This window comes from Pseudarthrobacter sp. IC2-21 (assembly GCF_034048115.1).
Lineage (GTDB): Bacteria > Actinomycetota > Actinomycetes > Actinomycetales > Micrococcaceae > Arthrobacter > Arthrobacter naphthalenicus.
The window spans coordinates 2454804-2467138 of record NZ_CP139145.1 but is presented as its reverse complement, the minus strand read 5'-3'; the positions used below and the strand labels follow the sequence as shown (position 1 = coordinate 2467138).

Below are 12335 nucleotides of genomic sequence, written 5' to 3'. Positions count from 1 at the left end.
CTCCGGCGTTTGTGAGAAGCTAGGGGAGTGAATGACATCCTCCCCATTATTCTGTCCATCGTTGCTGCCCTGGTGGTTATTGGCGGGCTCATCCCGGTCCTGATGAAGACGCGGAAGAACATCAACCAGTACCCCGGGACGCGTGACGCCAACGATCCCGTCGGGGGCGGCGGTACGCTGCTGGAGGACGCCCCCGTGGCGCCGGCCGAACGGCAGGCTCCGGCCGGCGTCGACCTCGAAGACCTTGAAATCACCGACGTCCCGGACGACGCCGCCGGCCTCGAAACCATCCCGGTGGAGACGCCGCTGCCCGTTGCAGGCCGCCTCACCCGCCTCCGTGAACGCCTGGTCCGGTCCAACAACATTCTGGGCAAGGGCCTGCTCGCCCTGCTCTCCAGTGACAAGATCGACGAAAACGTCTGGGACGAAGTTGAGGAAACCCTCCTGCTGGCGGACCTGGGCACCGAACCCACCATGCAGCTGGTGGACGCCCTCCGGGAACGCGTGAAGGTACTCGGCACCCGGACCCCCGAGCAGGTCAAAGCATTGCTCCGGGAGGAACTGATCAAGCTGGTGGACCCAACCATGGACCGCAGCCTCCGCACCGAGCGGCACGCGGACAAGCCGGCCATCATGCTGGTGGTTGGCGTCAACGGCGTGGGAAAGACCACCACCGTGGGCAAGCTGGCCCGTGTCCTGGTGGCAGAGGACAAGGACGTCCTGCTGGGCGCGGCGGACACGTTCCGTGCTGCCGCGGCGGAGCAGCTGGCCACCTGGGGGCAGCGCGTGGGCGTTCCCACTGTGAAGTCCGACGTCGACGGTGCGGACCCTGCCTCCGTTGCCTACGAGGCGGTCAAGGCAGGCATCGACCAGGAAGTCGACGTGGTCATGATCGACACCGCGGGCCGCCTGCAGAACAAGACCGGCCTGATGGACGAACTCGGCAAGGTCAAGCGGGTCATCGAAAAGCTCGCCGAGGTGGACGAGGTACTGCTGGTCCTGGACGCCACCACCGGCCAGAACGGGCTCAACCAGGCCCGGGTTTTCGCCGAGGTTGTCAACATCACCGGCATCGTCCTGACCAAGCTCGACGGCACCGCCAAGGGCGGCATCGTGGTGGCCATCCAGAAGTCGCTCGGTGTGCCGGTCAAGCTGATCGGCCTGGGCGAAGGCGCCGATGACCTGGCGCCGTTCGATGCCGAGGGCTTTGTGGACGCGCTGCTCAACTAACCAGCGTCCCAACGTCGAGCCAGCGTCCCAACGTCGAGGGGCGGGCTTTCGCCGCTAAGCACATGCTTTAGCGGCGAAAGCCCGCCCCTCGATGTTTCCCGGTGGACTCAGTAGGTGAAGTTGAGCACCGTGGCGGTTCCTGCGGTGAGCTTGATCTTCTGCGTGCGCTCTCCGTACACGAAGCCGGGCACCGTGGGGCGGTCAGCGAGCGGTACCGGCTCGGAAGCCGCGCCGTCAATCTGCGTCGCGTCCTGGGCTCCGTAGCTCGGCCCGGTGAGCTGGCTCATCGTCCCTGTCAGCGGACGGCCCGGAAGATCGATGGTGACGTCTGTTTGCGCCGCCGTCTCCGGGTTGTTCTCGTTGACAATCACGACGCTGGTGCTCCCATCTGCGTGCTGCACAGCGTAGGAATACGCCAACCCGCCGCCAGTGCTGTTGACCTTGAGGAACTTTCCTTCGCCAAGCCCGCCCAGCATCGACATTCCGAAGAAGTTCGCACGGCCGGACATGGCCCCGTTCCCTTGCGGGTAGCTTCCAGCGCTACAAATCGCTGACATTGGCGGGCCGCCCTTGCAGGCGAGCATTGAACTATGGAAGCCCACCTGAGTGATACCGAGTTGGGCAGCATTGAGGGCGTAGTCAACCGTCCACAGGGCCGAAGCGTGTGTCTTTGAGGTCTCGTTTGAACCCGGGCAGGCGGCTATGCCGGTCTCCGGCAGCCAGGTCTCCAGGCCTGCTTTCTTCCCGACGTCCACGGCCGCCCGATGGTAATCAGCGGCTCGATCATGAATCTTTCTGTCCATGAGGTTGGCCAGGGTAGGCGAAGCAATCGGGTCGCTGCCATCGCAGCTGTACTGAGGGTAGTGGTGGAAGGAAAGAATCTTCTTCTGGGGGATATCCACGTCGACAAAGGGTTGCCACCACTTCTGGTCATAAGCCCCCGGCCCTGAGATGGGCAGGTTTGGCGCCACGGCGTAGATTGCCTTGGCGTATGCCTTGAGCTCCGTCAGGTACTTTTCCAGGCTGTAGCCATCCTTGCGCACGCCATTGAACACAAAACCGTTTGGTTCGTTGCCAACAGTGAAACTGAGTAGCCGGTCTCCCAGGATTGCCGTGGCGTGCTTCATCATGTCTGCCGCCCTCGCCGGGTCGTAATGAGCGAGATCAACGGTGAGGCTGACTCGGGCCCCGGTAGCCTGCAGCAGTGTATTGAGCCGCGTCAGGTCTGCGGGGCCTACAGCCCGAACCGGATGTGCCGCGTCGCCTGAGTATCCAGCCGGAATGGATTCATTGGAGGATGTCCAGAAGAATCGTCGGTCCACGGCATTGCCACCGAAGCGCAGTACGGGCTGGTCGAGTTCGCTGAGCAGTTTGACCATGCTGGGGTTGCTGCTGCTGAGGTCCTCGTCGCCGAGGTCGGTGGCCTCCAGGGAGATCCCCGTAAGTCCTGTCGGGAGGGACGTACCCACCTGGTCCCCGGAGACAGCCAGCTTCAGCGGTTCAACGCCCTGCAGCGGAGAGCCGGCGGGCGGTCCAGCCTGTTTGTAATAAGTGACTGCGGGTGCCGGCGGCAGCGGCTTGTCGGGAGTCGGTGCGGGCGTGGAAACAGCCGGCGCGGAACTGGGTGCTGCCGACGGATTCTGGCGGGTGGGCAGAAAGAGCAGCGCTGCCACTGCCACGAGGATCAGGGCGACGGTCGCGGCAACCGCGAGCAGTGCTATTCGCTTCTTCCGGGCCGGCCCGTTGTCGGTGCCGTCACGCCGCCTCTTTCGCGGTGAGGGTTGTACAGGAAGGGACATACGAGAGTTTCTCCAACGTTTGAATGAGTTGCCGGTAAGCCTATCTAATGCGCATGAACGGCAGATTCACGGCTATTCTTCGGCCGGTCCGGTCTTTGCCGAGGGAAGCTCTCCGCTGCTGCGTACCAGCGGCTCGCGTGTGACTGACCAGCAGGCGGCTGCCACCACCAGGACGCAGCCGGTGACGCCGAATGCCCAGCCGTAGCCCAGCCGGTCAGCGAGGATTCCCACCAGAACCGGCCCGGCAATTGTTCCGATGTCCGTGGTCATCTGGTAGGCCGCCAGGACTTTCCCGCCGGAGCGTTCGTTCCCGATCACGTCCGCCACGGCGGCCTGCTGGGCGGGGCCCAGCAGGCCCGAACCCGCTCCGGCCACGGTGGAAGCAGCCAAAAACCAGGCCAGTTCAGAGGTGAAGCCGATGGCAGCCGTGGCGAGTCCGGCCACCAGCAGCCCGGCGACCATCATCGGCTTGCGGCCCAGGCTGTCGGCCAGCCGGCCGGAAAATGTCAGCGCTGCCGCGTTACCACCGGCAAAGACGGCCAGAGCCAGGCCGGCTGTTTCAGGTCCTGCTCCCAGCTCTGCAACCGCAAAAAGCGGGACGGTTGCCATGCGCACACCGAATGTTGCCCAGCCGTTGGCGAAGCTGGAAACCAGGACCGAACGGTAGGCGCCCACGCCAAGGGCATCGGCGAAGCGCATGGCCGGCGCCCGGGCCCCGGCAGCGCGCGCTGAGGACGTCGTGTGGCTGAGCTGGGTTTGAACCACGACGGCGGCGACGATAAGCGCCGCGGCATAGCACAGGAACGGCACGCGCAGCCCAAACCCTGCCAGCAGGCCGCCCACCACTGGGCCCAGGACGCTCCCCACCAGGAAAGCGGACGCGTAAGCCCCGGACACCCGTCCCCGGCTCTCCGGGGGTGCCAGCCGGACCACCAGCGCCATCGAGGCCACGGTGAACATCACGGACCCCACTCCGCCCAGGCCACGGAAGACCAGGAGCTGCCAGTAGTTCTGGGCGAAGGCGCAGGCCGCCGTCGAGACCGCCACGATGAGCAGGCCGGACACATACACGGGCCGCTCGCCGAGCCGCCCAATCAGGGCGCCGCCGGCCGGCGCGAACACGAGCCGCATCAGAGCGAAGATGCTCACGATCACCGCGGCGGCCGTTGCCCCGACGTCGAAAGTCGTGGCAAATTGCGGCAGAACGGGCGCAACGAGTCCGAATCCGAGGGCAATCAGGAAGGCAGCGGCGAGCATCACCTTCACGTCGCGGGGAAGCCGGGGCCGCTCCGGGCGGATGAGCGCCGGAATCCTTGGTGTGGCGCGGCTCACAGGGCGGCTGCCGTCATAATGCTGGTTTCCTTGCAGGGCGGGAGGCCTGGGGCCGGTGGAAGTGGTGAAACATAACCGTAACAAGCCAGATATGCACCATTTACTTCCTAGAGGTTGTTGTAACAAACCAGCAATGAAAAACCTCAGCGGTAGAAACACGGCACGGACAAACTCATTTCAGGACGCAAAAGGCGTTGGCAGGCGGAACACATCCGCAGCATCGATAAGAGGGAGGACGTGCACCATGGAACTTACCGCAGGTCACGTATGGCTCATGATTGCGGCAGCACTCGTGCTGTTCATGACACCGGGTCTGGCATTTTTCTACGGCGGCATGACGCGTGCCAAGGCTGCGCTGAACATGATGATGATGAGCTTCATTTCCATCGGCATGGTGGGCGTGGTCTGGGTGCTTTGGGGGGCTTCGATGAGCTCCGGCGAAGGGTTCTTCCAGATCGTCGGAAACCCGTTCGCCACCTTCGGCCTTGAAGGCATCACCTCCCCGGACGGCCTGATCAAGGTCGGCTACGCCGCCACCTTCGCCATCATCACGGTGGCCCTCATCAGCGGCGCTATCGCTGACCGTGCCAAGTTCGGCGCCTGGACCGTCTTTGTGCCCGTCTGGGTCACGCTGGTCTACTGCCCCCTGGCGTACATGATCTGGGGCGGCGGGCTGTTCGGCCCCGATGGTGCCATTGGACAGGCCCTCGGCCCTGCCATCGACTTTGCCGGCGGCACGGTGGTCCACATCAACGCCGGCGTCGCGGCCCTCATCCTTGTCCTGATCATCGGCAACCGCCGCGGCTTCGGCAAGGACCCGAACCACCGCCCCCACAACATCCCGTTCGTGATGCTCGGCGCGGCCATCCTGTGGTTCGGCTGGTTCGGCTTCAACGCCGGTGCGGCTACCACGGCCGAGCAGGGCGGCCTGATCTGGATCAACACGCTCGCAGCCCCGGCAGCGGCCATGCTTGGCTGGCTCGTCACCGAACGCATCCGCGACGGCCACCCCACCTCCCTCGGTGCGGCCTCCGGTGTTGTGGCCGGTCTGGTTGCCATCACTCCGGCCTGCGCCAACGTCAGCCCTGTCGGTGCCCTCGGTCTCGGTGTCGTCGCCGGCGTGGCCTCCGCCCTGGCCGTCGGACTCAAGTTCCGTTGGGGCTTCGATGACTCCCTGGACGTTGTAGGCGTCCACCTGGTCTCCGGCATCATCGGCACCGTTGCCCTGGGCTTCATCGCCCTCCCCACTGACGGCGTGGGCGGCGGCCTCTTCTACGGCGGCGGCCTCACCCAGCTCTGGGCCCAGCTCGCAGCTGCCGGCATCGCCATTGCCTACTCGGCGATCCTCACCTTGATCATCGCCCTGGCTATCCACAAGACCATGGGCTTCCGCGTCTCCCAGGAGCAGGAGACCGTCGGTGTGGACCTCAGCCTGCACGCTGAGACGGCTTACGAATTCGGTGTGGGCGGGCAGGGCGGAAGCTTCCAGCCCCTGCACGAACTGATCACCGGGAAGTCCCCGGCCAGCGAGCTGTCCGCAGCCAAAACGACTCAGCCGGCTGCCGGCAAGGAAAGCGTGGAAGCATGAAACTGATCACAGCCATCGTCCGCCCGGAAAAGCTCGAAGCCATCCGGGAAGGTCTGGAGTCCTACGGAGTCCAGGGACTGACGGTCAGTGCCGCAAGCGGTTACGGCCGCCAGCGCGGTTACACCGAGGTCTACCGTGGCGCCGAGTACAACGTGGACCTCCTACCCAAGATCCGGGTGGAAGTGCTTGCCACAGATGAGCAGGCCGATGACATCCTGGACGTCATCATCGCCAGCTCCAACACCGGACGCGCAGGCGACGGCAAGGTCTGGACGGTGGACGTCTTCGAGGCAGTGAGGGTTCGCACCGGAGAACGCGGCGTGGCAGCAATCTAACAGCAACCACGCCGGACTTCAGTAGCCGCTAAGCGGCAGTAAAGGACAGGGCGGGCAGGGAACCAGGTTCCCTGCCCGCCCTGTCCTTTCGGGCTTACTCCGCCGGCACCGAACCCTGCCAGCCTGCAGGACCTGCCGAGCCGGCGTCGTACTCTTCCAGCGGCACGGTCCCGCGCTGCCAGGCCTTCAGTACCGGTTCAAGGATCCGCCAGCAGTCCTCCGCGGTGTCCCCGCGGACTGAAAGCAGGGGATCCCCGTTCAGGACACCCTCGAGGACTTCGCCGTAGGGCAGCAGCTCCGAATCGCTGAGCTCCGCGTTCAGGGTGACCCTGCCGAGTGAGAAAATGTTGCCCGGCCCGTTGACGTCCACGTCGAACTGGAGGGTGTCCGGGCCGAAACCGATCCGCAGCTGGTTGGGGGAGTCCACCCCGGTGAACCCGCCAGGGAGGTGCGGGACGGGGAGGAAGGTCACCACAGCCTCTTTGCGTTTGGTGCCAAGGGCCTTGCCGGAGCGCAGGATGAAGGGAACCCCCTGCCAGCGCCAGTTATCGATATCCACCCGGACCTCCGCCAGGGTTTCCGTTTCCCGGGCCGCGTCCACACCCTGCTCCTTGACGTAGTCCGGGACCTTCTTGCCCGCGATCGAACCGGCCGTGTACCTGGCACGGTGGGTGGACTTCGCGTAGGGCGCGCTGATGCTGCTGGCGCGCAGCACAGTTGCCACTGCATCGCGCAGGTCGCGCTCGCCGATGGTGGCGGGCGGCTCAATGGCCATCAGTGCCATGATCTGCAGCAGGTGGCTTTGGATCATGTCCCGCAGCGCCCCGGCGGAATCGTAATACCGTGCACGCCCCTCGAGGGCCAGATCCTCGTCGAAGATGATCTCCACCTTCTCCACGTGTTCCCGGTTCCAGACGGGCTCGAGGAAATTGTTGGCAAAGCGCAGGCCCAGGATGTTCAGCACAGTTGCCTTGCCGAGGAAATGGTCCACCCGGTGGATGTGGTCCTCGGGAACGAGTCCGGCGAGCGTCTGGTTCAGGGAACGGGCCGAGGCCTCGCTGGAGCCAAAGGGCTTCTCCATGACCAGCCGGGTTCCGGCCGGGACCTGGTCGCGGTGCAGGGATTCGCAGGCCAGTTGGCTGATCCTCGGCGGCAAGGCGAAGTAGATGGCGGTGGGACCTTCCAGGCCGGCCAGCAATACTGCCAGCGCCCCCTCCGCGGTGACGTCCACCTGGTGGTAGGTGGTGGCTTTCTCCAGGGTGATCAGCGCTTTTCTCCCGGCGGCGTCCGCATCCTTTGCGGAGTCGGCGAATGCGTCGTGGACCCGGTCCTTCCACTGGTCAGGGCTCCAGTCATCGGAGCCGGCACCCACCAGGGTCAGGCCGTCGGCGCGGCCTTTCGCCACCAGACGGGCCAGGCCCGGAAGGAGAAGGCGGCCGGTCAGGTCCCCGGAGGCCCCCAGGATGAGCAGGGTTTTTACACTCGTTTGGCTCGTCACCTTGCCAGCATGCCATCATGCAGGCCCGTCTTGGTACCCTAGATAGTCGAGTCCCCCTGTAGCTCCACCTGTAACTCCACTGAAAGAAGTGCGCGGCGCGTGTTCAATTCACTCTCTGACCGGTTGACAGCAACCTTCAAGAACCTCCGTGGCAAGGGCCGCCTCACCGAGGCTGATGTTGATGCCACAGTCCGCGAGATCCGCCGTGCCCTCCTGGATGCCGATGTTGCCGTGCCAGTGGTGCGCGAATTCACCGCCCGGGTCCGTGAACGCTCCCTCGGGGCTGAAGTATCCGGTGCGCTGAACCCCAGCCAGCAGATCGTCAAGATCGTCAACGAGGAACTGGTCGAGATCCTCGGCGGCGAAACCCGCCGCATCCGGCTTGCCAAGACCGGCCCCACCATCATCATGCTGGCCGGCCTCCAGGGTGCCGGTAAGACGACGCTGGCAGGCAAGCTCTCCAAGTGGCTCAAGGCCCAGGGGCACAGCCCCATGCTGGTGGCCTGCGACCTCCAGCGCCCCAACGCCGTCACCCAGCTCCAGGTGGTGGGCAAGCGCGCCGGCGTGCCCGTCTTTGCGCCGCACCCCGGTGCCACCTCCACCGAACTGGACCACCCGGCCGGTGACCCGGTCGCCGTCGCCCGTGCCGGCGTCGAGGAAGCCAAGCGCACCCTGCACGACGTCGTCATCGTTGATACCGCCGGCCGGCTGGGCGTCGACGCCGAAATGATGGAGCAGGCGCGCCAGATCCGCCGCGCCATCGTGCCCAACGAAGTGCTGTTCGTGATCGACTCGATGATCGGCCAGGACGCCGTGAACACGGCGATGGCCTTTGATGAAGGGGTCAACTTCACGGGCATTGTGCTCTCAAAGCTCGACGGCGATGCCCGCGGCGGTGCCGCGCTTTCGGTTGCGTCCGTCACCGGTAAGCCCGTGATGTTCGCGTCCACCGGTGAAGGTGTGGACGACTTTGAGCTCTTCCACCCGGACCGCATGGCCTCCCGCATCCTGGACATGGGCGACGTCCTTACCCTCATCGAGCAGGCCGAGAAGAACTGGGACAAAGACGAAGCAGCCCGGATGGCGAAGAAATTCGCCGACCAGGAAGACTTCACCCTGGACGACTTCCTGGCGCAGATGCAGCAGATCCGCAACATGGGCTCCATGAAGAAGATGCTCATGATGATGCCCGGCGCGCAGAACATTCGCCAGCAGCTGGAGAACTTCGACGAACGTGAGATCGACCGCGTCGAGGCAATCGTCCGCTCCATGACCCCGCACGAGCGCGTGGCGCCGAAGATCATCAACGGCTCCCGCCGCGCCCGCATCGCCAAGGGCTCCGGTGTGCACGTCTCCGAGGTCAACGGCCTGCTGGAGCGCTTCGCGCAGGCCCAGAAGATGATGAAGAAGATGGCCCAGGGCGGCATGCCGGGCATCCCCGGAATGCCTGGCCTGGGCGGTCCGGGCGGCGCACGGAAGGGCAGCAAGAACGCCCCGAAGAAGAAGGCCCGTTCCGGCAACCCGGCCAAGGCGGCCCAGGAACTCAAGGATGCCGAGGCCCGGCGCGCAGGTGCGGCGAAGGCCCTGCCGACGGGCGCTGCCTTCGGCCAGCAGTCCGGCGACTTTGATCCCTCGCAGCTGAACCTGCCCAAGGGCTTCGACAAGTTCCTCGGCAAGTAATCGCCCGCCCAACCAGGTAGCAGTAAGTGTCGTTATGAGCGCTCAAAACGACACTTTCTGCTACCTGCTTTTGATGTCATTGCCGTGGAATAGGGTTGGGTCATGTTCAAGCAGAGGATAGTGTTCGTGCACGGCGCCGGACCGTTCGGTGCGGCGGCTTGGCCGCGGCAGCACGGCATGGCGCTGAAATACGATGCACTCTTTCTTCGGCGGCACGGATTCGATGCCGCAGCTGAACCGGTTGACTCCTCCTTTGACGAAGACACCGCGATTGTGCTCAGATCCCTGGCCGACGATGGCCGGGGGGCCGCCGGCGGTCACGTGGTGGCGCATGCCGAGGGTGCCATCTCGGCCATGATGGCAGCCGTCGAGCGTCCGGATTTGGTGTATTCACTGACGCTCGTGGAACCGGCGTGTCTGTCACTGACTGCTGAACTGCCGGCCACCGCCGCGCACCGCGCGCTCATGCAACCCCTCTTCGAGGTTCGGCATCAACTGGGCGACGACGACTTCCAGCGCGAGTACATCCGGCGCATGTTCGCCGTGGATCTCCACGAGCCGGCGTCCACGGAGGAGAGGCGTTCGGCGCGCAGGCTTCGGCTGCAGGCACCATCGTGGGAAGCGCCGCTGCACATCGTGCCGGGCGTCCCCACCATGGTGTTGACCGGGGGATGGGAGCCGCTTTATGAGGAGATTGCCGGTTATCTGCGGGAGACCGGCGCCCTGCACCGCACTGCTGCGGGCGGGCACCGGCCTCAGGATTCAATCGAAGGCGACCGTGCCATCCGGTCTTTCATTGCCGGCGTCAGCCGGTCACCGTCAGTCCAGGCCTCCTGAGGACTCTGCTCCTGCCCCTTGGGCTAGCTTAAGTTCGGGCAAATAGACCTTCCCGCCCCTGGCCAGGAACTCCTCACTCTTTTCCCGCATGCCGCTGTAAATCCCGGCAATGGCGGCCTGCGCATCGGCGGAACCGTATTCGTCCCGGATGTCCTGGCTGATCTTCATGGAGCAGAACTTCGGACCGCACATGGAGCAAAAATGTGCGGTCTTCGCGGGCTCGGCCGGCAGTGTCTCATCATGGAATGCCTCGGCGGTCACCGGATCCAGGGACAGCGCAAACTGGTCGCGCCAACGGAACTCGAACCTGGCCTTGGACAGGGCATCGTCCCGCTCGTGTGCGCCGGGGTGGCCCTTGGCGAGGTCGGCGGCGTGGGCGGCGATCTTGTAGGTGATCACCCCGGTCTTGACGTCGTCCTTGTTGGGCAGGCCCAGGTGTTCTTTGGGTGTGACGTAGCAGAGCATGGCGGTACCGTACCGGGCGATCTCCGTCGCCCCGATCGCCGAGGTGATGTGGTCATAGCCCGGAGCGATATCCGTGACCAGAGGCCCCAGCGTATAAAACGGGGCCCCGTTGCAGAGCTCCTGTTGGCGCTCCACATTCTCCCGGACCAGGTGGAACGGCACGTGGCCGGGGCCCTCCACCATCACCTGAACGTCGTATTGCCAGGCGCGCCGGGTGAGCTCGGCGAGCGTGTCCAGTTCCGCGAACTGGGCGGCGTCGTTGGCGTCCGCCGTGGCCCCCGGGCGCAGCCCGTCGCCCAGCGAGAACGCGACGTCGTACTTGGCGAAGATTTCGCACAGTTCATCGAAGTGGGTGTACAGGAAGTTCTCCTGGTGATGGGCAAGGCACCAGCCCGCCATGATCGACCCGCCGCGCGAGACGATCCCCGTCACGCGGTTGGCCGTCAGCGGCACATAGCGCAGTAGTACGCCGGCGTGGATAGTCATGTAATCCACGCCCTGCTCACACTGTTCGATGACCGTGTCGCGGAAAATCTCCCAAGTCAGCTTGTTGGCCTCCCCGTTGACTTTCTCCAGCGCCTGGTAGATGGGCACGGTGCCGATGGGGACGGGGGAGTTGCGGATGAGCCATTCACGGGTGGTGTGGATGTCGTCGCCGGTGGAAAGATCCATCACGGTGTCTGCACCCCACTGGGTGGCCCACTGCAGCTTGTCCACTTCCTCGGCGATGGAGCTGGTGACGGCCGAGTTGCCGATGTTGGCGTTGATCTTCACCAGGAATGCCTTGCCGATGATCATGGGCTCGGATTCGGGATGGTTGATGTTGTTGGGGATAATGGCGCGGCCGGCGGCCACTTCGCTGCGGACCAGTTCCACGTCGCAGTTTTCGCGCAGCGCAACGAACCTCATCTCCGGCGTCACCTGTCCCTGCCGGGCGTAGCGCATCTGTGTGACGGTTTTGCCTCCGACGGCGCGGCGGGGCACCGGTTGCGCCCCTTTCCACTCCGCGGAGGCGGCGCCGCGGCGCACGGCCGACTTGCCGTCGTCGAGCAGGTTCCGTTCCCTCCCGCTATACGGTTCGGTGTCAGCGCGCGCCACAATCCAGGGAAGCCGGAACGGGCTCAGACCCACCACGGGATCGCTGCCCGGACCGGACGTCCGGTAGACCCGGAAGGGGCCGTTCGCCTCGCCGTTGGGTGACGGCTCGAGGGCAATTTCCGTGACCGGCACCCTGATTCCGGAAGATGCGTCATCGATGAACGCCAACGAGTGGGACTTCAGGGACTGGGTTTCCGGAGACCGGTCCTGTGCCGGCCCGGATACGGCAGCTTCAGTGTCCGTGGCCGCCAAGGTGGTGGCAGTGGCATTTTGGACAGGGAGGGGCCATGCTTTTTGCGTACTCAAGGGAATACTCACTTCCTTCGCCGGCATTACCCGGACAGGTTCAACGGTCGCAGGCCGCGTCAGCCCGATCTCAGCCCCTGCAAGGGCACCCGTGTGGTCAAGACGAAGCTACCACAGCCGGTAGGGATGCCCGAAGAACACTTGAATTAAATTGAAGCTTCAAGTAA

9 protein-coding genes and 1 riboswitch are annotated in these 12335 nt (G+C 64.8%); of the genes, 5 read left to right on the top strand and 4 right to left on the bottom strand.

Annotation, left to right across the window (positions count from 1 at the left end; genetic code table 11):
* Positions 1-27: 27 nt before the first annotated feature.
* Positions 28-1230 (top strand): signal recognition particle-docking protein FtsY, encoded by a 1203-nt coding sequence (gene ftsY / locus SBP01_RS11400; RefSeq protein WP_275215678.1) that lies wholly within the window; start codon positions 28-30, stop codon positions 1228-1230.
* 107 nt (positions 1231-1337) lie between these two features.
* On the opposite strand, the gene SBP01_RS11395 is transcribed toward ftsY, so the two are convergent.
* Both SBP01_RS11395 and SBP01_RS11390 read right to left on the bottom strand, forming a co-directional pair.
* Positions 1338-3029 (bottom strand): hypothetical protein, encoded by a 1692-nt coding sequence (locus SBP01_RS11395; RefSeq protein WP_320535848.1) that lies wholly within the window; start codon positions 3027-3029, stop codon positions 1338-1340.
* A 72-nt stretch (positions 3030-3101) separates the two neighbouring features.
* On the bottom strand, positions 3102-4286 hold the full coding sequence (locus SBP01_RS11390) for an MFS transporter (RefSeq protein ID WP_320538330.1): 1185 nt from the start codon (positions 4284-4286) through the stop codon (positions 3102-3104).
* A 319-nt stretch (positions 4287-4605) separates the two neighbouring features.
* Here SBP01_RS11390 and SBP01_RS11385 point away from each other — a divergent pair, with 319 nt between their 5' ends.
* Together SBP01_RS11385 and SBP01_RS11380 are read left to right on the top strand one after the other, a co-directional pair.
* Entirely contained in the window at positions 4606-5949 is a 1344-nt protein-coding gene (locus tag SBP01_RS11385) for an ammonium transporter (protein WP_320535847.1), read from the top strand.
* Positions 5946-6284 carry a P-II family nitrogen regulator gene (locus tag SBP01_RS11380; RefSeq protein ID WP_056349123.1) on the top strand — a complete coding sequence of 113 codons (339 nt, stop codon included), beginning with the start codon at positions 5946-5948 and terminating at the stop codon, positions 6282-6284. Before SBP01_RS11385 ends, SBP01_RS11380 begins: the two co-directional genes overlap by 4 nt.
* Before the next feature lie 94 nt (positions 6285-6378).
* Here SBP01_RS11380 and SBP01_RS11375 read toward each other — a convergent pair whose 3' ends face one another.
* Positions 6379-7782 carry a glucose-6-phosphate dehydrogenase gene (locus tag SBP01_RS11375; RefSeq protein ID WP_320535846.1) on the bottom strand — a complete coding sequence of 468 codons (1404 nt, stop codon included), beginning with the start codon at positions 7780-7782 and terminating at the stop codon, positions 6379-6381.
* Between the two features lie 99 nt (positions 7783-7881).
* On the opposite strand from SBP01_RS11375, the gene ffh reads away from it, so the two are divergent.
* Both ffh and SBP01_RS11365 read left to right on the top strand, forming a co-directional pair.
* A complete protein-coding gene (gene ffh, locus SBP01_RS11370; protein WP_320535845.1) occupies positions 7882-9462 on the top strand; it encodes a signal recognition particle protein in 1581 nt (526 codons plus the stop codon).
* Positions 9463-9564: 102 nt separating this feature from the next.
* Entirely contained in the window at positions 9565-10299 is a 735-nt protein-coding gene (locus SBP01_RS11365; RefSeq protein ID WP_320535844.1) for an alpha/beta hydrolase, read from the top strand.
* On the opposite strand, the gene thiC is transcribed toward SBP01_RS11365, so the two are convergent.
* A complete protein-coding gene (thiC, locus tag SBP01_RS11360; protein ID WP_414004218.1) occupies positions 10282-12168 on the bottom strand; it encodes a phosphomethylpyrimidine synthase ThiC in 1887 nt (628 codons plus the stop codon). The genes SBP01_RS11365 and thiC overlap by 18 nt on opposite strands.
* Positions 12164-12271, bottom strand: a riboswitch (TPP riboswitch). (Overlaps the previous gene by 5 nt.)
* Positions 12272-12335: the final 64 nt, after the last annotated feature.

What these genes read in the sequence shown, in the direction of transcription:
- SBP01_RS11380 (WP_056349123.1), top strand. Translation starts at nt 5,946, where the DNA reads ATGAAACTGATCACAGCCATCGTCCGCCCGGAAAAGCTCGAAGCCATC.
- SBP01_RS11390 (WP_320538330.1), bottom strand. Translation starts at nt 4,286, where the DNA reads ATGCTCGCCGCTGCCTTCCTGATTGCCCTCGGATTCGGACTCGTTGCG.
- SBP01_RS11395 (WP_320535848.1), bottom strand. Translation starts at nt 3,029, where the DNA reads ATGTCCCTTCCTGTACAACCCTCACCGCGAAAGAGGCGGCGTGACGGC.
- SBP01_RS11385 (WP_320535847.1), top strand. Translation starts at nt 4,606, where the DNA reads ATGGAACTTACCGCAGGTCACGTATGGCTCATGATTGCGGCAGCACTC.
- SBP01_RS11365 (WP_320535844.1), top strand. Translation starts at nt 9,565, where the DNA reads ATGTTCAAGCAGAGGATAGTGTTCGTGCACGGCGCCGGACCGTTCGGT.